At 63.7% G+C, this 16,948-nt stretch carries 22 protein-coding genes; 8 read left to right on the top strand and 14 right to left on the bottom strand.

Translation table 11 applies throughout. The features are described 5' to 3' along the window. Positions 1–104: 104 nt before the first annotated feature. The gene (locus ACYCUK_RS00730) at positions 105–2,705 is read right to left on the bottom strand and encodes a DNA polymerase (RefSeq protein WP_461592966.1); all 2,601 of its coding nucleotides are present in this window, start codon (positions 2,703–2,705) and stop codon (positions 105–107) included. Positions 2,706–2,846: 141 nt separating this feature from the next. On the opposite strand from ACYCUK_RS00730, the gene ACYCUK_RS00725 reads away from it, so the two are divergent. The 5 genes from ACYCUK_RS00725 (at position 2,847) to ACYCUK_RS00705 (ending at position 6,349) form a co-directional block, all read left to right on the top strand. Beyond that, positions 2,847–3,494, top strand: a complete 648-nt coding sequence (locus ACYCUK_RS00725; protein ID WP_461592965.1) for a hypothetical protein — start codon at positions 2,847–2,849, stop codon at positions 3,492–3,494. Positions 3,495–3,537: 43 nt separating this feature from the next. Beyond that, positions 3,538–4,413 carry a hypothetical protein gene (locus tag ACYCUK_RS00720; RefSeq protein WP_461592964.1) on the top strand — a complete coding sequence of 292 codons (876 nt, stop codon included), beginning with the start codon at positions 3,538–3,540 and terminating at the stop codon, positions 4,411–4,413. 11 nt (positions 4,414–4,424) lie between these two features. Further along, on the top strand, positions 4,425–5,012 hold the full coding sequence (locus ACYCUK_RS00715; RefSeq protein ID WP_461592963.1) for a DnaJ domain-containing protein: 588 nt from the start codon (positions 4,425–4,427) through the stop codon (positions 5,010–5,012). 43 nt (positions 5,013–5,055) lie between these two features. Continuing rightward, positions 5,056–5,478, top strand: coding sequence for a hypothetical protein (locus ACYCUK_RS00710; protein WP_461592962.1), 423 nt, complete (start codon positions 5,056–5,058; stop codon positions 5,476–5,478). A 133-nt stretch (positions 5,479–5,611) separates the two neighbouring features. Further along, positions 5,612–6,349: a hypothetical protein gene (locus ACYCUK_RS00705; RefSeq protein WP_461592961.1), complete on the top strand. Its 738-nt coding sequence runs from the start codon at positions 5,612–5,614 to the stop codon at positions 6,347–6,349. Positions 6,350–6,690: 341 nt separating this feature from the next. Here ACYCUK_RS00705 and ACYCUK_RS00700 read toward each other — a convergent pair whose 3' ends face one another. From ACYCUK_RS00700 to ACYCUK_RS00665, 8 genes are all read right to left on the bottom strand, one after another. Further along, on the bottom strand, positions 6,691–7,032 hold the full coding sequence (locus tag ACYCUK_RS00700) for a heavy metal-binding domain-containing protein (protein WP_461592960.1): 342 nt from the start codon (positions 7,030–7,032) through the stop codon (positions 6,691–6,693). Positions 7,033–7,114: 82 nt separating this feature from the next. Continuing rightward, positions 7,115–7,780: a hypothetical protein gene (locus tag ACYCUK_RS00695; protein ID WP_461592959.1), complete on the bottom strand. Its 666-nt coding sequence runs from the start codon at positions 7,778–7,780 to the stop codon at positions 7,115–7,117. Between the two features lie 58 nt (positions 7,781–7,838). Next, positions 7,839–8,477 carry a hypothetical protein gene (locus ACYCUK_RS00690; RefSeq protein ID WP_461592958.1) on the bottom strand — a complete coding sequence of 213 codons (639 nt, stop codon included), beginning with the start codon at positions 8,475–8,477 and terminating at the stop codon, positions 7,839–7,841. 56 nt (positions 8,478–8,533) lie between these two features. Next, positions 8,534–9,046, bottom strand: a complete 513-nt coding sequence (locus tag ACYCUK_RS00685; protein ID WP_461592957.1) for a hypothetical protein — start codon at positions 9,044–9,046, stop codon at positions 8,534–8,536. Next, positions 9,043–9,801, bottom strand: a complete 759-nt coding sequence (locus ACYCUK_RS00680; RefSeq protein ID WP_461592956.1) for an ATP-grasp domain-containing protein — start codon at positions 9,799–9,801, stop codon at positions 9,043–9,045. The genes ACYCUK_RS00685 and ACYCUK_RS00680 overlap by 4 nt, the downstream gene beginning before the upstream one ends. A 154-nt stretch (positions 9,802–9,955) precedes the next feature. Beyond that, positions 9,956–12,112, bottom strand: a complete 2,157-nt coding sequence (topA, locus tag ACYCUK_RS00675; protein ID WP_461592955.1) for a type I DNA topoisomerase — start codon at positions 12,110–12,112, stop codon at positions 9,956–9,958. Beyond that, the gene (locus tag ACYCUK_RS00670; RefSeq protein ID WP_461592954.1) at positions 12,105–12,635 is read right to left on the bottom strand and encodes a hypothetical protein; all 531 of its coding nucleotides are present in this window, start codon (positions 12,633–12,635) and stop codon (positions 12,105–12,107) included. Before ACYCUK_RS00670 ends, topA begins: the two co-directional genes overlap by 8 nt. Then, on the bottom strand, positions 12,616–13,266 hold the full coding sequence (locus ACYCUK_RS00665; RefSeq protein ID WP_461592953.1) for a hypothetical protein: 651 nt from the start codon (positions 13,264–13,266) through the stop codon (positions 12,616–12,618). Before ACYCUK_RS00665 ends, ACYCUK_RS00670 begins: the two co-directional genes overlap by 20 nt. Positions 13,267–13,280: 14 nt before the next feature. Here ACYCUK_RS00665 and ACYCUK_RS00660 point away from each other — a divergent pair, with 14 nt between their 5' ends. Together ACYCUK_RS00660 and ACYCUK_RS00655 are read left to right on the top strand one after the other, a co-directional pair. Further along, positions 13,281–13,436 carry a hypothetical protein gene (locus ACYCUK_RS00660; protein WP_461592952.1) on the top strand — a complete coding sequence of 52 codons (156 nt, stop codon included), beginning with the start codon at positions 13,281–13,283 and terminating at the stop codon, positions 13,434–13,436. Positions 13,437–13,446: 10 nt separating this feature from the next. Next, positions 13,447–13,647 (top strand): hypothetical protein, encoded by a 201-nt coding sequence (locus ACYCUK_RS00655; protein ID WP_461592951.1) that lies wholly within the window; start codon positions 13,447–13,449, stop codon positions 13,645–13,647. A gap of 67 nt (positions 13,648–13,714) precedes the next feature. Here ACYCUK_RS00655 and ACYCUK_RS00650 read toward each other — a convergent pair whose 3' ends face one another. From ACYCUK_RS00650 to ACYCUK_RS00635, 4 genes are all read right to left on the bottom strand, one after another. Beyond that, a complete protein-coding gene (locus tag ACYCUK_RS00650) occupies positions 13,715–14,296 on the bottom strand; it encodes a J domain-containing protein (RefSeq protein WP_461592950.1) in 582 nt (193 codons plus the stop codon). Next, positions 14,293–14,814: a hypothetical protein gene (locus tag ACYCUK_RS00645; RefSeq protein WP_461592949.1), complete on the bottom strand. Its 522-nt coding sequence runs from the start codon at positions 14,812–14,814 to the stop codon at positions 14,293–14,295. The genes ACYCUK_RS00650 and ACYCUK_RS00645 overlap by 4 nt, the downstream gene beginning before the upstream one ends. A gap of 136 nt (positions 14,815–14,950) precedes the next feature. After that, complete coding sequence (locus tag ACYCUK_RS00640; RefSeq protein WP_461592948.1) at positions 14,951–15,289, bottom strand: hypothetical protein; 339 nt, start codon at positions 15,287–15,289, stop codon at positions 14,951–14,953. Positions 15,290–15,440: 151 nt separating this feature from the next. Then, on the bottom strand, positions 15,441–15,794 hold the full coding sequence (locus tag ACYCUK_RS00635; RefSeq protein WP_461592947.1) for a hypothetical protein: 354 nt from the start codon (positions 15,792–15,794) through the stop codon (positions 15,441–15,443). Positions 15,795–15,937: 143 nt separating this feature from the next. Between ACYCUK_RS00635 and ACYCUK_RS00630 the strand changes: the two genes are divergently transcribed. Continuing rightward, positions 15,938–16,123: a hypothetical protein gene (locus ACYCUK_RS00630; protein WP_461592946.1), complete on the top strand. Its 186-nt coding sequence runs from the start codon at positions 15,938–15,940 to the stop codon at positions 16,121–16,123. A gap of 62 nt (positions 16,124–16,185) precedes the next feature. On the opposite strand, the gene ACYCUK_RS00625 is transcribed toward ACYCUK_RS00630, so the two are convergent. Further along, the gene (locus ACYCUK_RS00625) at positions 16,186–16,920 is read right to left on the bottom strand and encodes a YgjV family protein (RefSeq protein WP_461592945.1); all 735 of its coding nucleotides are present in this window, start codon (positions 16,918–16,920) and stop codon (positions 16,186–16,188) included. Positions 16,921–16,948 lie beyond the last annotated feature (28 nt).

Here is a 16,948-nt window from a genome sequence, read left to right as displayed (position 1 = left end):
CATGCATTATATCACGACAGCTCGGCAGACCGGAATCACCTGGACCGGAATCAAGAAAACGGCGGGATCCGGAGATCTCCGCCGTGAATCGGTACATCGAAGGTTCAGTCCTTGACCCAGACTTCGCCCAGCGCTGGGGTACAGGCGCTGGGCACTCCGTAGGGCATCAGGAACCGGTTGGCGCACTCGTCCATGATTTCCCCGAGTTGCCGGGCATCGGCTTCTGCCGTTTCCCGGTCCAGTTCGAAGACCATTTCGTCGTGAACCTGGTTGATGGCGGTGGCGTACAGCCGGGGATAACGCATCTGCAGCTCGTGAACCACTTCGCCCAGGATATCCGCCCCGGAGCCTTGGTCCCCATAGGCCAAACCGGCATTCAGGCCCAACGGGTACATGACCCGGCCGCCCAGCGTTTCCGCCCGGAAAAGCTCTTCCGTCCGAAACCCGGTACGCCGGGACTTGTCGGGGACCGTCACGGTTTCGATGGCGTTCAGGGAAGTCCATACCGCCCAGAGGTCGATTTCCGGATGGCTGTTCAACCAGTTCTCCCGAATACGGATGGTTTCGTCCAGGGTCCAATGGATGTTGAACAGTTTGGCCGCGTAGTCCTTGAAGCCCTGGGCCTGCATGTAGTACAGCAGGCCCAGGTTGGCCACCTTGCCACCCTTGCGCTTGTCCCCCAAGGCGTGCTTGGCTTCCTTCTGCTTGGCTTCCAGCTCCTTGGGTCCCAATCCGGAGAACATCGCCTTCGGATCCTGGTTCTGCATCCGCAAAGCGGTCGACGTGTGCACATCGACGCCCAGCCGAAACGTGTCCCGCAAGGCCGACCATTCCGTTTCTCCGTTTTCGGTCGCCCGAATCAGGATTTCCGTCAATCGACAAGCGAAAGTGCCCAAGACGATCCGTCGGCGCATCTCCCGATACGTTTCCCAGTACTTGTTCCGTTCGCTGGCCTCCACGTTGTCCCGTTCGCCCTGGTGGTCCCGGAACTGACGTTCCAGCGTGATCAACCGGCTACGGGCGTCCCGCAGGTAAGCTTTGAGGCCGTCGGCAGGTACGCTGTCCGGGTTGCCGAAGATCCAGGGCTTGTCTGTTGCCTTGCGGCGATCCCGGGGCTTGGCGAGGACCCGCAACCCGTACACCTTGCGGATGATGTGCAACACCTTGTCCGCAACCGGGTGGCCATGATACCGCCCGGTTTCCCGGGCTTCGGCGATTTCCCGTTGGGCCCGGATGGCCAACGCCGCGCCCACCCGCATGTCCAGGGCGGAATAGTCCACCGCACAGATCAGGCGAGGTCCGGTCTCCCCTTGGTCAAACGCCTCGTGACCGGCCCGAACAATCGCCCGGAACTGTTCGTCGGCGGGAAACTGCTGGGCGTTCGGTTCGGCGCAGGACAACCGTCCGGTGGCCGGACCGTGCGACAGCAAGGGGTGGACCCGGAGATCCGGTGCCCGGCGGGCAAAGGCCGCGACATCCTCGGCCATGTTGCCCACCTTCTTGGCCTTGTTCAAGGCCACCCAGGCGCCATACAGGTTCCGGGCTTCGGCGGAGTCCTGGGCGCCTACCAGACGGAGGTCCTTCTCTCCAATCTTGTAATCGCCCTTGGCGTCCGTAACGGCGAGGTCCAGCCCCCGCTTGATGAAAGCCTTGCCCAGCGCTTTCTTGAGCGGGGCGGAAATGCCTTTGTCCCAGTCGGCGATATCGGCCTCGAAAGGCTGCAGTTCCGGCTCGATTTCCGTCATCTGCCTGGCTTGCAGGGCCAACTCCGCTTTCTTGTCCGCCACATACCGGGATATCTGCTCGAAATCGATCGGCATCCCCTTTTCGCGGATCGGGATCAAATCCCAAACCTGCGGTTCCTGCCGCAACATCTCCGGATGGTCCTTGCATGCCAGGCAGTAGGCCTCCAAGACGGGCAAAACTCCGGGTAGGCGGGGGTCGCCTTCCGGCCATAGCCCCAACAAAATCGCCAGCACCTGGTAAGTGCGAATGACGTCGTCCACCGCGTAGGTGTAATGATCCGGGCCCAGGGCGAACCCGGTCCAGTTCTGGGGCAGCTGCAGTTCCTTGGGCATCACCACGCCCAGCAGGACCGCAGCCACATCCGCCAGGGCCCAACCGCTCTTTTCCGCTTGTACCGTCTTCAGTAACGCCTGAACGACGGCGTCGTCCGGTTTGTCCTGGTACTGGGCGGCGATGCCGATGAGTCTACGGGGCAGTAACGGTTCCAGGACTCGGGCGATCAGCATGGTGTCCAGCACCCGCTTGGGCGCCACCTGGCTATGCTGCCGCAGCCAGAACAGGTCGAACCCCGCATTATGGGCGATGAACGTCTCGCTCAACGCGGCGGAACAGATCGCCGTCACCCAGTCCCCTGGCAACGTGCGGAAGGGATCCAGGTCGAAGCTCTCGATCCGCACCTGAGGTCCTTCCGGCCACAGTACCGATACGACCCGGACCCGAAGGTCCGTATCCGCGCCGGCACGCCGGCTCTTGGCATTGGCATTGACGGGCGCGGAAGCGGGCGTCAATCCGGTGGTTTCCACGTCGACCACCTTCCAGGGCGCGGCCTGAATCGAGGCGATGAGCCGCCTGGTTTCGGCCGCTTCCGTTTCCCGCGAAGGAATCCGGACCCAGGGCGCCGGTTTCGATCCGGCCTCCCAAAAGTCCTGAGCGGCGAATAGCTGGGGTTGCGCTGACATCGTGACCTCCTCTTCCAGTAGTCCTGATGATCAGTATAGGCTGGTTAACTACAGCACCTGATGGTATACTATAATTGTCATACTCGCCACAAACCGCAGGTGGCCGGCCGTTCCGTCGCCATCCTTGGAAGGACACCGCTCATGCCCTATGCCTCGAATCTCAGCCAAGCCGATTTGGTCGCTTTGGGCCGGCAGGATCCCGCCGGCCCGGAGACCGGGAAGCTGACCGTCGAAGAAGTAGAACACCTGCTGCGACGCGTTCTCGCCCGACAGGACGGAAATGCCGACCGGGCCTGGGTACGGATATTTCCCCCCGCGGTAGCCCCGGTCCGGGACGCCGCGAATCCGGGCCGGGTATATCTGGCGCTCCGGAGCCAGGAACCCGCCCAGCAAAATGCCGCCGAAAGCCGGCAGGTGGCCGCCACCCTGGCTGCGGTCACCGACGCGCTGGGGCTCCTGCTGTCGATGGATCGGCAGACCTTCCGGCAAAGCCTGCCCTTGGCCTGGAAAAACGATCGTCGCGTCCGCCAAGGAATGGAAGACTGGCAGAATCTGTTGCGGGGCCTGGAGGCGTTGGACCAGGCCGCCGAGCGGTGGTCCCGGAACGCGCAACTCAAACCCTTGCGCAACGCCTTGTTCACCGTTCGCCGTCTGGACGGAGCCTATCGCGCCTGGAGACAGGCCACGCTCAGCGCGCCGCGCCCCGCGAGTCCGACCGGAATGGCGCGGACCTGGGCCACCCTGGCCAACCTGCGGCTGCTGGCCAACCAGGCGGTCAACGGATCCTGACGCTCCGCCTATATTACGACACCCCCATTTTCCGGAGCTGCTTATGACCGCCTCTTGCCGTCTGGGTCCCGAACGGTGCTCCGCCTGCCTGCTGCAGGCGCCCTTGCCCGTCGAACATCCGCATTACGATCAGGTTTACCTGCTCGGCCTGGTCACGAGCGGTTACGCCCGAACCCAGGTGAGCATCTCGCACGGCATGCCGACCGTGGCCGCCACTCCCGCCCTGGCCGAAAAACTGGGAGTTCCAACGGTTTCCGACGTCCGGCGGGGGGCCCCCAGTATCCCGCCCCGGCACCGGGAGCTCTGGCTGTTGTCATCCGGGGTACTGCTCCTCTCCCGCGACGGAAAGCTGCCCCTGCTGCGCCGGGACGCCGGCGCGCCCACGGCGGCCGGGGCCTGGACGGAGCCGGCAGGACGCTGCGACCGCTCGTTTGCCGCTACCGGACTGAACGAGTTGAACGAAGAACTATTCCTGGCCTTGCTCGGCCCAGACCCGGAACGGCAGCGCGTCGTCGCGTTCCAGGCTCGTGGCCTGCCCGACGCCCTGCCTGGAAAGGAGTTGCAGCGGGCGCGAGTGGCGGAACGGCTCGTTTCGGCCGGTCACCCTGGATGGGACGACCTGGCCCGGCGCCTGAAGGCGGCCGAAACCACGCAGTGGCTACTACCGGAAGGTTCCGGTCTCGACGAATTGGTCCTGTTCCATGATGGGGCGGAAATCGAGCGACTCCGAGGAGCGTCCCTTCTGGACCGGGAAAACCACACCCTGGAATGGCGGTTATGCTATCGGCTGGGATTGCCCGCCGACCACTGGCTGCTGCTCGACGGGGAGGACTACGGGCGGGAAGCCCGCTGGTGGACGCCGGGCCCGGAGCTGGCCGCCCAGCCGCTCACTCCCGCCCTGCGTTATTGGCTGACCTGACGGGCCAGGCCATGGCCAAGCCGCCGTCGCTTTCCATCCTGGAAGCCGCCCGGGTCCTCGGCGTTCAGCCCGATGCCGGGGCGGCGGTGGTGCGCGCCGCCTACCGGGCGCTGGCCGCCGAATACCACCCGGACCGAAATCCAGACCCCCAGGCTCCACTCCGGATGCTCCAGGTCAACCTCGCCTATGACCGGCTATCGGTGCTCAGCGCGGAAGCCCGTGCCTACCAGGCCGAACAGGAAGCCGTGGGCGCCCGGCATCCGGAAGCACGCCTTTCCGGCCCGCCCGTGGTCGCGCATCCAGACGAAATGCCGAGCGCGGTTTCCGGGCCCCGCCGATCCGGATGGGGAGTACGCCTGCTGCTGGCGGTGCATCAGGGGCTCCTGCCGTTCTGGCGGCTCCTGGGACGGCTCCTGGCGGCCTTGACGCTGCTCGCGGCCTGGGCGGCGACCGGCTGGCTGCTGTACCGGCAATGGGGCTGGATCGCGCCTGCGGCGGCCGGGGCGCTGACCTTCCGGATCCTACGAAAAACCCTGATTCGGCTGATTCGTTTCGGCTGGCATGACGCCCTGACCTACCTGTACCACCTGAGTGCCTAGCGGCTCCCGGCGGTCGTCCGGCCGAGCTATACTCGGGCAGGCCATGTTCGCCCAAGGAGGTACTCGCGTGCGGAACTATTATCCGATCCCGGCCAGAATCCCCCGGCTGGCCCCGGATGGAAGACTCAACCTGGACGTTTTCCTCGATTGCCCCGTCGATCAAAGCACCGCGCTGGTCCTTTTGTTCCCGGAAGGTGCCAGTCTCGCCGGCCGCCGCCTGGCCGGGCTGATCCTGGACACCTCGCAACCGGCGGTTCTGGGCCACGCCCAGGCGCAAGGTCAATCCTTGCTGCGGCTCCTGCAGAATGAGGCGAGGCTGAAAACATTGTCGAAATGGGCGCTCAGCACGACCGATGCCTGGTTGTGCCACCTTCGGGATGGCGGCGGCTGGCAAACTCCCGATGGCCGACTGCTCGGTTGGGTTCCTATCGGGGGTCCGGCGACCTCTGGGCGGATCTGCGGGTGACCTTGCAGCGGGAGGAATGGCTGCCCGTTGCAGGGGCTGTTGCCGGGACTTCGGCGTTTCACGCCCGGGTCCTGGCCGAGTTACCGATGAAGCTCTCGGCGCGAAGTCCATCCACTGCGGAACAAAAGCCCATTTGGCGCTTCTGATCGAGGAAAAGCTCCTTCTGTTTTTCGGCCTGGACCAGTTCCGGGCTTTTTTGATGGGCGGTTCGGTATCTGGCCGGGATCGGCCATCCCGGTTGGCTATACTCCGTCAGGAATTTAGAAATGAGGATCCGCGCATGGAGCTGTATTTGCATCCGAACCGAAAGAATGAAGGCCCCTTCCTATGGGGCGGAGAGAGCGGAGGCGCCAGCGGGGGCTACTGGTTTCTGCACGGCCCGGTTCCCTGGTTAACCGGGCAGAACTTCGAACTGCGCCCGGCCGGCACCCGTCCGGACTGGTTGATCTACAGGGACGACGGTAAACAGATGTTCGACGCGTCCGAGATCCAGCGGTTATCCGCCATCGGGAACTGGGGTTTGTTCCTGGGTCGGGCCCAGAAGCGGACCTTGTCGAGCGTTCAGTCAGGGAAACAGAACGAAGGCTATGTCCGGTTGGGGATCAACCTGGATTTGGAAGCCACCCTGCAACAGTTTCCGGTCTACCCCCTGGAATCCCGGCATTTCTCCGGATCGGGCGAGTTCCTGCAGGAGGAAGTACTCAAAGGAATCCCTGTGGCCGCCACTCCCCCGGGCAGCATCCTGGACTGGCTGGCGGTTGCCTATCCGGCGACCATCCGATTTTATGTCTACATCCGCCACTTTGTCTTTTTGCAGGCGACCGGCCCCATCCGCACGCCCCAGGACCGCTACCGACCTTGGTCGTTCTGACCCTTTCCATCCTCGGCCCGCATCGCGGCCGGGGATTTGTTTTCACGAGAAGCGGTCGTCCGGACCGGGGTTGACAGACGCAGGGGCCGGCGGGCGGCCGGGAGCGCGCAGGGCCGTCGCCAAGCGGGAATGCCCCGGACAGGCCGCCTGTACGGAGATCGTCACAGTCAAGAGTTTTCCGGGGGGGGGGACGAGCGGGGAATACCGGATCTGGCCACAAAGGGGATGGCGGACGCCGGGAAACCCCGCCGCCGCGTAGGCCAGCACTCCGAAGTGTGCCGGGTCCGTTCGCCAGACCGGCAGTTGCGTGGCTCAAGCTTCGCCGGGCCGCACCGGAACGGCTAGCCCAGAACGACGGCCGTCCCGTAGGCGGTCACTTCGTTCAGCGCCATGTTCTTGTCCCCGCCGCCGAATTGGCCGGAATCGAAGCGCATGCAGAGCACCGCGTTGCCCCCGACGTCCGCAGCCCGCTGGGCGAGCGCCGCGATGGCCGCGTCCCGGGAGTCCGCCACCAGCTTGGTGTAGCCGCTCTGTTCGCCACCAAAGGACTGCCGGATTCCCCCGAGGAAATTGCCGACCGCCGTACGGGATTTGACGCTGGTCCCGTACACGGTGCCCAGTACGCGGATGACCTTCTGGCCGGGGCAATCATTGGTGGTCAAGACCAAAACGGAATCAGACATCGGGAGTACCTCGCTCAGGATCGGACCCGAATATAGGCACAAAAACCCAGGCGGGATGGCCTGGGTTCCGAAAACAGCTTCGTTACCGCTCGCGGGTGCCGAAGGCGGTCAGACTTGCGTCCAGCTTGGGTCCTTCGGCCTTCAGCCACTCTCGCAATAACGCAGATTGGGCCCAGCTACTGAGTCCAGTGAACGGTTGTTCGTCCCGCTCATATCGATCCTGGAGTGCCGCGATGGCTTCACTGGGCAGAAAGCGGATGCTCTCGTCTCCAGCGTCCCATTGCAGGGGTACGGGCGGTTCGGATGGCGTTTCTGGCTGCAACGCCAACCAGTCGATTTCGTCCGAGAAGTTGGACAGCGTGTCTTCCAGCCATGCGACATAGATCGATAACCGTTTTTCCTGTGCCCGCTGCTCGATGGTGGGCTGATCCGTCTCCATCGGGGATGTCAGCCGGTCCAGGAGATCGGAGATCCGGTATCCGGAATTCCGGTAACCCCGTGCCAATACCTGCTCGTCATCGATCCACTTCCACATGAGGACGTACGCCCCCCGGTCATCGCCCCTGGAAACGATCGACTGGTCATCCAGCTCGAGATCGCCGTCCTTGCTCGCGAGCTTCGCCGCCATCAGGTAGGGATCTTCTTCAGGCGTCTGGCCGTAAACGGCGATAACGTCTGAAAACATCAAGCCCTGGTCCTTCAGCGCCCGCAAGGCCTCCCGCAAGTCTTTCGTGCAATCCTGTTCCATGTACTGCTCCTTCCGTGTCCTGAATGACGCCTAATATAGGCATGCGGCTCCACTGCGGTTATGTGACCAACGCCCGGGGACCCGTAGGCACAATGTAATGGGGAAGCTCTCCCAGGTTCTCGAGGTACTCCGGCTGTTGGTGGACGCACCCTTCCCAGCCCCGCCGAGTCACCGGAAGCAGGATGGTGATCTCGAAAGGCTCCACCGGGAACCGCGCCTCCAATTTCTCCCGGAGATCCGGAAAGTCGAAGGCCACCCCGATCGCCGCTCCCTTTTGACGATGTTTTCTCGATAGCCCGGCCAAATCCCACATCAGCACGACCCGGTGGGTGCGTAGCTCGACCGTGGTATGCGTCAACCGTCCGCTGGCGAGACCCTGCACCAGCGCCAGATGCACCCAGGGACGGGTATCCGCCACCATCAACAGCAACGCCTTCTCCGTGATAACGGGAGTGGCGGCCATATCCAGGCTGTACCGGCGCCAGGGAGCCTGGGCCACGCCCAGCTGCCCGCCCGCCCGTCTGGCCTCCGCCGGCGAGTCCCAGGGATCCACCGCCTGGAACTCCGGGAAATTCTGAAACACGCGCGGTTCGAACCGGTGAAGCCAGGCTGCCGCTTCCCGCTCGATCTGGTCGGCCTTCGGGGTTTCCGAGTGGGAAAACGGCAGAATTCTAGGGATGGCGTCTCTCGGAGGCATGCGAACACTCCTGTTCTAAGGGCTAAAGGGGGGGGCCGGTGACGGCCAGGATTCAATCAAACCGCGCTGCGTAACCGTGCTCCGCCCAGCAAACGCGAACGGAGCATCAACCCCTGCTGACGGTGGCCGGCATATCCGGGGTGGCCAATCACCACGTCCAGGATCTCCAGCAAGGCTTGGCGGCACCGCGGACGCCTTGGCGCGGCCGCCGCGGCGGCCATCGTGTCAGGCAGGATCGGAAGGGCGCCCGCTTGGTAGCCGGTAATCGCCCATTCCAGGGCCGCCCAGGGGAGTTTCGCCTTGCGGGCGGATTCGAGCGCAAGGCCCAGCCAGTCCAGCCAGTCCGTTTCCCGGTAGGCCTCCGGTCCCCGTTGCCGGGTTGCCCAGCCATGGGCCACGGCGGTCAGCGCCAAGGGGTGCCGGCGGCGCATGGCCGCCAGCAGGCAGCAATAGCCTTTCAGGTCCAGCTGGGCACGATCCCACTCCTCCAGAGCCAGCCTGGATTGTTCCTGAAAGGCCAGATATCGCTGATACTCTCGAAGGCCGGGCTGCCCCCATAAACGGATCAAGGGCGACCTCCCGCCCGGCCGCCACCCGTGTCCGGGGCATCGCGCAATTCCAGATAGCGTTGGACCAGCAGATCCCGGTACATCCGGCAATGCTCCAGCGACATCCGGCCGTAGAAACCCAACGCCCAACCGTCGTTGACCTCGACCAGCACCGTACGGCCGTTGGCCAGCACTCCGACGTCCAGGCTGTAACCGGCAGGCGCGTCCAGCGCCCAGCGCGGTTGGCTCAACATCGCGGTAACCATCTCGAGATCGGGGCGGGGCGCTTCCTCGACTCCGTACGGGTCGTAGCGTTCACTGAAGAGGATCCGCTGCTGCGCGATATAGAACCGCCATTCGCTGAGAAAGGTGACGGGCGGCGCCGCCCATACCGGAAGTTCGTCGGGAAGCTCCGGGTCGAGATCCAGCGGAGTCCCCGGCGGAAACGGTTTTTCGTGCCCGTCTGCTTTGCACCATAGCGGTTGCGCCAACGCCTTCCGGCGGGCTTCGGCCAGGGACATTCGAGCCACCCGGCGGCCCATGAAGCAGAAACTCCGCAATGGCTTGGGGTAATGAATCACAGGGGGTTCCGGGAGGCCCTGGGCGTGGAAAGCGTCCAGCACGAAACGAACGCTCCCGACGGGCATCGTGCCGGCGGGGACGTCCTGCCCGTGCGCGATACCGACCACCGTGCCACGTTCCATCCGGTGGACATAATACACCGCCAGACTTTCCGGGCTCCCCCGGTTGGCCATCTCGATGGCGATAGACAGCATGGCTTACAACTCCTTATGGTATACAAAAATTATAACATATAGGCCGCCGCGCAACAAGATTAGCCGAGTCAACAGATCCAGTCTAAAGGGCAGAGCTTGCATCCAGGCTCCACCGATAGTCCAGTGGGGTGAAGAACCAAAATAGGGGTCTCCTTCAGAGCAGGCCGTCGTCCGGCGCCGGCCGACGGGTGGGCTTGGCTGCGGTTTTCCCCCGCTTGGGGGTGGCCGATGTCTTACGCGGAGTCGCCTTTTTCGCCCCGGGCCGGGCGGAAGGCTCCTTTGACTTAGCCGGGGCGGCCCCGCTGTTCTTGGCCGGAAAGGGTTTCACCTGCCCGAAAGCCTCCCCCGGAGCCCCATCCCGATCACCGAACATCGCCGTGCATTTGGGGTAGCCGGTGCATCGCCAATACGGCTTGCCGCTGGTCTTGCCGACAGCCTGCACCAGAGGATGCCTCTGGCAGACCGGACAGACGGGAGCGCCTGCCGGCGCTTCCGGGCGTTCGCCGAAGCGGCCTCCCGGTTGGCCCTGGTTGTCGCCGAAGGCCGCCTTGCATCCCGGATTCGCGCAGGACCAGTAAGCCAGCCCCTTCCGGCTGCGGGCGGCGTATAGCGTGGCCTGCTGACAGGCCGGGCAAATCTTCGCTGGCGCCGAATGAGTGCGCAAGTGCGCCAGCTCCCGTTCCAACTGCGCGTGGGTCGCCTGCACCACGGCCAGATACCGACCCTTCCCTTGGGCGATATCGTCCAGATCCGCCTCCATCCGTCGGGTGAACGGCAAATCGATGAACTGGAAAGTGCCGACCATGGCATCCACCAGTTGCTCGGCGATTGGCGTGGGCTGGAGAAATTGGCGGGAAACCGTGACGTAATTTCGTCGCTGGATATTGTCCATGATCGCCGCATACGTGGACGGCCGGCCGATCTCCTCCGCTTCCAGCTTCTTGACCAGGCTGGCCTGCGTATACCGGGCCGGCGGCTTGGTCTTCTTCGCCAGGAGCTTCCCGGAAACGGGTCGCAGCACCTGGCCCGTCTTCAAGGCCGGTACGGGGTTATCCGGTGCCCCGTCTCCGGACTCGTCCGTCTGGTCGCCACCGGTGGCCAGCAGCCACCCCTTGTAGACCAGCGTTCGGCCCTTGGCCTCGAACTCGATCGGCTTCCCGTCGAGATCGGCGCCTTTCATCCGGGCGGTACGGACCGCATACCGGGCATCGTCCATCTGGCTGGCCAGCGCCCGCATCCGGATGAGCCGGTACAGGGCCTGTTCCTCCGGGGTGGCGCCGGCCGCCTTGGCGGCGACCTGCGTGGCGCGGATGGCTTCATGGGCCTCCTGGGCCCCCGGCTTGGCCTTCCATTTGCGCTGCTGCGCCAATACCGGCAATTTCAACGGCAGAGCGTAAGCGCGAATCTCGGCAAAGGCCTCCTCCGACAGGTTGGGGTTATCCGTTCGGTGATAGGTGATGGCGCCCTGTTCGTACAGTTTCTGGGCGAGCTCCATGGTTTTCTTGGGATCCATCTTCAACACGACGCTGGCCGCCTGCTGCATGGTCGAAGTGGTGAATGGCGGCGGCGGCGATCGTCTGGATTCGCTATCGGCACAAGACCGAACGGTGACCGGCGAGGTCTTCGAAACCCGGCTGGCAAAAGCCTTGTCCATGAAATAAGGGGCGTCTTCAGAAACGAAATGGGGCGCCAGCGCCCACTCCGCCGTCCAGATCCCTTCCGTTCCGGAAAACGTCAGTTGCGCCGAGTAATGTTCCGTAACCCGGAAGGCCCGGATTTCCCGTTCCCGCTCCACGACCAGGCGAACGGCCGGGCTTTGCACCCGGCCCGCCGACAAGGTGCCGCCCACGCTGCGCGAAACGGCGGGGCTCACCATGTAGCCCACCAGCCGATCAAGGACCCGGCGCGCCTCCTGAGCCTCCGCCAGATGGGTGTCGATCCTTCGGGGGTGGGCCACGGCGTGGGTAACCGCCGTTGCCGTGATTTCGCCAAAGGTCACCCGATGGGGATCAGGCAGCTTCAACACCTGTTGCAGATGCCAGGCGATAGCCTCCCCTTCCCGATCCGGGTCGGTGGCCAGGTACACGGCGTCCGCCCGCGCCACCAGGCTCCTCAGCTTGGTCGCCACTTCCCGGCCACGGGTGGTCAGTTCATACTTCGGCTGGAAATCCGGGGGGGAAACCCCGATGTCATTGGCGGGCAAATCCCGGATATGCCCCACGCTGGCGGCCACCATCCAGCCAGTGCCCAGGATTTCCGTCAGATGCCGGACCTTGCCCGGGGACTCCACGATCAACAGTTTGTCACCCATGGGCGGGCTCCTTGAAACCAGGGTTCGACTGGACGACTCGAGCCCCGGCTGGTACCGGAATAGACGGTTTCCGGCTGGCCCATGCGGCGATACGGTCTCCGGGGGCGGGGACCGGCTGCCCTGGAAACTGCCGGCGCCAGTCTCGCTCGAACGCGAGCCAGACCGCGCAACGCTCCACCAGCCCGGCGGGTAGCACGTCCACCAGCCGAACGGCGTCGTGGGCATGCGCCGCAGCTTCGGCCCCCAGCCAGCGCAGCAGCCACTGGTGTACCGCTTCCGGTTCCTGGCAACCGTCAGGGACCCGGCCGGAAACGGCGGCGGCCTCTCGCCGGCGACACTGCCATTCCCGCTCCACCGTCTGCGCCATCGCCAGTTCGGCAATGGCCCGGCCGATCGCGGACTCGGCCTCCGGGCAGGAAACCCGTCCCGCCAAGGCTTCCAACGCCCGGATGACTGGTAGCGCCTCCCGCTCCAGCATGGACAGGCGGTCTCCCGGTTCTGGTTTACTGACCCAGGTTGCCATAAGGCGCCCCCAGCAGACGGGAAAAGCCGTTTCCGGCCGAGGACGACGCCGGGTTTGGCCGGGTTGGAGCCGTTCCGGCCTTCGGCGCGATCATGCCGGTTCCCGCCGCGATTGCCAGCATGCAACCCTTCTCCTGCGCCATGGTTTGCGTGGCCAGCGCGGCGTCCAGAGCCGCGACTTTCTTCGGGTTCATCCGGGCGCTGGCGGTAAGCGCATGCCATTCGCCGGGGGTGGCCAGTATCGAATCCACCGCACAAGTGCAAAACGCACCGGCCACCGGCTTGGCGCCCGGCCCCATCCTGGAAATCATGGCCGATGCGCATTGGGGCATGAACTGTCGGCGCATCCGGCTTCGTACGGCAGGCGGAGCGTAATCGTGCGGGAAACCGGATTCCGCAGTGCCGGCCTGGCAATAGTGGCCGGACAAGGGACATGCGGGCACGGTGGCGGCAGGCGCCGTGGCCGAAAGAGCAACGCCCAGGGTGATGATAACGGAAAATGCGGCAAAGGCGGAACGCATGAGGACTCCTTCCGGGCATTGATCGATGTATATTCTCAGTATAGCAGAAGTAGCGTTCCAGGCCAATCGCCCGGCTTCGACCGGATGGCTATATTCGGGCAGGTACTCCACCAGAGGACATCGCCATGTATCCCGAACAAGCCAAGCAACAACTCGTTCAGCGCGAAGACGAAATACGGCGCGCGTTAGCCTGCGCCGAAGAGGCCCAGGACCTCCAGGATCTGCTGGCCGAACTGGATTTCGTCCAGGAAGAACGGGCGGCCCTGCCTTTCGACCGTTGAGGCCGAACCGATGGCCGCGATCACCGAAGCTGAGGACGGCGCCAAAGTCGAAAACGAAGTCCGGCGGGTGGAACTGCGCTATCGGGCGCAGGACCTCCGGCGCCAAATCGCGTCAGGCTGCGCGCGCAGCTTGACCAGATCCAGGCGCAGCTTCGCCAGGTCCTCTAATCTTTCCACGGAAGGCTCGCGGTTCGCGGGTCTTTCTTCGTGACCGGCACCTCGCGGACGCGCGATGGGACTAACGGTTTCCGGCGTTTCCCCCCCAGAAATGTCTGGTTTCAGCCGGTATTCCCGCCGTAGGCCGCTTGTGCCGCGTCCCATGCCTCCTGAAGCTCGTCCCAAGCCGCCCGGTCGCCGCCCCGATCCGGATGATGCCGCTGCGCCATCTCCTTGTATCGGCGCTTGGCAGCCCCCAGGTTTTCCGGATGGCCCAGGACCTCGCGCCAGTCCCGGGCCGCCTGCGGCGCTGGCAGGGCCTCGAATCCGCGAAAGGCCCGGTCCAGCAGGTCGGAGGCGCCCCACCGCGCGATTCCGCGCAGGGCCTCGATCGTTTTGGCGATAGCCCGGATATTCTCCTGGACACTCAGGTACTGGTCACAGGCAAAGCACATCGGCCGGCCCTGGTAGGCGAAATAGACGGCCACCCCGGGGTCCGCCGGACGCTTTGCGCTGGCTTGGGGCAGTCCATCCCGGCGCAGCGGAATATTGGTGGACAGAACGGGAGAGGTCCCGCCCAGGCGCCGGATCTCTTCCATCAGGCCATCCCGCGCCACGGCGAAACCAGCGCTGAACCGCGAATAAGTGCGGGATTCGACGCGCGGCCAGCCTTCGGGCCAGTACAGCGGATAGGCTTCGATCATGTGGCGCTCCCTTGCTCCAGCGCCCGCTTCAACGTCGGACGTTTCCGCATCCGGGCCAGCATCTCGGAGGTATCCTGCCGTAGCACGGCGTCCTTGGTGACGAACACCACCCCGCCACCATAGGCATCCGCAGCCGGGCGGCTGCCGGTACAGGCATATTCGAATCCGACGGGAGGTAAGTCATACAGCAGGATGGCGGCCTGAATCAGCGCAGCCATCTTGTCCAGGTCGGCGCGTTCGGAATCCAGCAGCCATAAGCCTTCTGGCCGAGCCAACAGGGTAAGACCGTCAAGGTCCAGACGGGAGGTCCCGAATCCCGCCTCCACACGGGAATATGGCTCCTCCTCGTCGCCGGCGGAATCCACCAGCAACCGCTGCAGGAGGCCGGGAACTCCGACGGGCAAGTCCAGCAGCTTTTCCGTCTCCGCGCACACGGCATGGCGCGCCAGTTCCAGCAACGCGTCAGCTTGCGCCCGGCTCATCGGCACCTGTACCGACGCCTGGATATAGTAGTCCATTGCAACTCCTTCGGCTATGCAGCTCAACACTATGATTATATTAACATAATCAAACTATGAAGGCAATGCTGGAACGGGCGTTCCGGGATCGAACCAAAGGGAGACTCCCGCTCCAGGCCTCGGTATGACAGGACCCTTACCGGAATAAGGGGCCGCCCATCAGATGGGGCTGTCCCATTCCCGGGACAGGACCGGCGGGCCGGGAACCGGGGCCAGGGCCGTTTCCCGGTTGGGGGCCAGAGTCGGGTGGCGGTGGTGGCGGCCCATAGGCGGGAGCCGGGGTGCCGTACACGACCACCGGAGGCGGCCCTTCCGGGGCATACGGGTACGAGGCGGGGCCATCGTCGCCGTAGCCCTGGTAGCCATAGCCAGGCGCGTATCCGTACGGCGTTTGCAGGCTGGACAGATACGAGGCGCAGCCCGCTAACGGCAACAGGGCCACCAGCAGCAGAAACCGGAACAGGCGTCTTGGCATCGGGTGGACCTTCCTTGGATGCTGATATAGATTTATCAGTATAGCAGAAAACATGGCTACCTGGAACGAGTCGCCCGATTCGCGCAAGACGGGGCCGCTTCCTTCCGAGCGGCTCCGCAGTGGATGGTGAGAGCAGCACGGACGAAACCGGCTATCCGGCCGACCGCAGCCGTTGGATGATTTGCTGGAGATGGCCGGCGCGCAATTGCAGCTTGGCGGCCCGCGTATCCTGGCCTTCCGTCCGGAATCGTTCGGCGCGAACGGTCAACCGGTGTTCCACGCTTTCCAGGTGCTCGATCCGGGTAGACCGGCTCCAGCGGTGCCGCTGGCGCCAGTGCCGTTCTCCGGGATGGGCCTCCGGGGCAACCGCCTGCACCGGTTGGCCTGCGGAAACAGAAATCCCGGCCAAGGGGATGGGGGCCTGATCGTCAGCGAAAGCCCCGGTGGTGACGGCCGCCAGCATGGCGGTGGCCGTCCACAGCAACTGGCGTTTACGTTTTTTCATGAAGGAACTCCTTCCGTGATAGTGGATGGACGGTGCGCCAGGGGGCACTGATCCGCCCCCGCTGGCCGTTCGTCCATCTCAATATAGGACACACCGGCCTTCCTATACTAGGCAGGTCAACCAATGTGAAAAGGAGCGTCGCCATGAATCGCCAAGCCTTGTTCCAGCCCCGTTCTGCCGCTTCCGCCCGCAGCCGGATCGAAAGCCGGATGGCGGATATCCGCCGGCGGATGGCCATCGAACCGGACGCCTTCGTCCAGGCCCGGATGGATATGGCCCTGGAAATTCTCCAAACGGAACTCCGGAAGCTAACTGCGCCCACCTACTGAAAATTAAGCCTCCCTGGGTGTTTCGGGGAGGCTTTTGTATCCGGAGACCGAAACGCCAGGCGCTAAGCCTCGCCTCTCACGACGCATCGAGATCTCCTTCCAGCGGGACGGAGCGGGACGGGAGTTCGCCCGAGGAATTGGCCCAGCCGGGGTCTATGACCTTTGGTCGCAGATTCATAAATAATTCTCAGATGCTTCCTGGCAAGCGCTATTATGTTAGTCAAGGGATGTGTCGCGTAATTCTTTTTTGCTAGATACAGAAAACGGATTGACATACCTAACACCAAAACCTCTGTAAGCCCGGTCATCCAGTTTCTCATCAAAAAATGGTAACTCATGAAAATTATGGTGCTTACCAGCCACACGGTACGCATTCGGATAAAATCATGGGTAAGTTCACCAATCCTGCCCACCAGATAGCCAGCCAGAGGAAGCCATGAAATCCATAGTATTCCAGGAGGAGATAACCAGACACCGATGGCACCGAAAATCAGTCCAAGGCTTAGACGAATCTGTTGATGGCGCTGTGTATCCAGACTAAAAGGCGCTTGCGACAGTGAGGATGTCATTGACGCCAGGGACATGGCGGCACCCTGGTATTGATTATTGAGCATCTGGGTAACAATCAGTGAGATACCTATGGGAACACCCCAAATGAGTATTTTGGTTCTGCTGGTTTGCAGAAAACGGATCAGGTCCAAAACGAAACACAACGCTCCGAATACCTGGGACCATAAAAAGGGGGAATAAAGATGTATTATTGTTGCTACCATCGCGGATCCTTCAGCCTTTGCCATGCATTGATGCCGGCTCTCCATAGGATCG

The sequence above is a fragment of the Thiomonas sp. genome (assembly GCF_054608695.1).
Note: the sequence above shows the minus strand (reverse complement) of the source record. Positions and strands in the feature narration are given on the sequence as shown.

Excerpts from the sequence above, each read along its gene's own strand:
- ACYCUK_RS00730 (WP_461592966.1), bottom strand. The coding sequence starts at position 2,705 with ATGTCAGCGCAACCCCAGCTATTCGCCGCTCAGGACTTTTGGGAGGCC.
- ACYCUK_RS00725 (WP_461592965.1), top strand. The coding sequence starts at position 2,847 with ATGCCCTATGCCTCGAATCTCAGCCAAGCCGATTTGGTCGCTTTGGGC.
- ACYCUK_RS00720 (WP_461592964.1), top strand. The coding sequence starts at position 3,538 with ATGACCGCCTCTTGCCGTCTGGGTCCCGAACGGTGCTCCGCCTGCCTG.
- ACYCUK_RS00715 (WP_461592963.1), top strand. The coding sequence starts at position 4,425 with ATGGCCAAGCCGCCGTCGCTTTCCATCCTGGAAGCCGCCCGGGTCCTC.
- ACYCUK_RS00710 (WP_461592962.1), top strand. The coding sequence starts at position 5,056 with ATGTTCGCCCAAGGAGGTACTCGCGTGCGGAACTATTATCCGATCCCG.
- ACYCUK_RS00700 (WP_461592960.1), bottom strand. The coding sequence starts at position 7,032 with ATGTCTGATTCCGTTTTGGTCTTGACCACCAATGATTGCCCCGGCCAG.
- ACYCUK_RS00695 (WP_461592959.1), bottom strand. The coding sequence starts at position 7,780 with ATGGAACAGGATTGCACGAAAGACTTGCGGGAGGCCTTGCGGGCGCTG.
- ACYCUK_RS00690 (WP_461592958.1), bottom strand. The coding sequence starts at position 8,477 with ATGCCTCCGAGAGACGCCATCCCTAGAATTCTGCCGTTTTCCCACTCG.
- ACYCUK_RS00680 (WP_461592956.1), bottom strand. The coding sequence starts at position 9,801 with ATGCTGTCTATCGCCATCGAGATGGCCAACCGGGGGAGCCCGGAAAGT.
- topA (WP_461592955.1), bottom strand. The coding sequence starts at position 12,112 with ATGGGTGACAAACTGTTGATCGTGGAGTCCCCGGGCAAGGTCCGGCAT.
- ACYCUK_RS00670 (WP_461592954.1), bottom strand. The coding sequence starts at position 12,635 with ATGGCAACCTGGGTCAGTAAACCAGAACCGGGAGACCGCCTGTCCATG.
- ACYCUK_RS00660 (WP_461592952.1), top strand. The coding sequence starts at position 13,281 with ATGTATCCCGAACAAGCCAAGCAACAACTCGTTCAGCGCGAAGACGAA.
- ACYCUK_RS00655 (WP_461592951.1), top strand. The coding sequence starts at position 13,447 with ATGGCCGCGATCACCGAAGCTGAGGACGGCGCCAAAGTCGAAAACGAA.
- ACYCUK_RS00650 (WP_461592950.1), bottom strand. The coding sequence starts at position 14,296 with ATGATCGAAGCCTATCCGCTGTACTGGCCCGAAGGCTGGCCGCGCGTC.
- ACYCUK_RS00645 (WP_461592949.1), bottom strand. The coding sequence starts at position 14,814 with ATGGACTACTATATCCAGGCGTCGGTACAGGTGCCGATGAGCCGGGCG.
- ACYCUK_RS00640 (WP_461592948.1), bottom strand. The coding sequence starts at position 15,289 with ATGCCAAGACGCCTGTTCCGGTTTCTGCTGCTGGTGGCCCTGTTGCCG.
- ACYCUK_RS00635 (WP_461592947.1), bottom strand. The coding sequence starts at position 15,794 with ATGAAAAAACGTAAACGCCAGTTGCTGTGGACGGCCACCGCCATGCTG.
- ACYCUK_RS00630 (WP_461592946.1), top strand. The coding sequence starts at position 15,938 with ATGAATCGCCAAGCCTTGTTCCAGCCCCGTTCTGCCGCTTCCGCCCGC.
- ACYCUK_RS00625 (WP_461592945.1), bottom strand. The coding sequence starts at position 16,920 with ATGGCAAAGGCTGAAGGATCCGCGATGGTAGCAACAATAATACATCTT.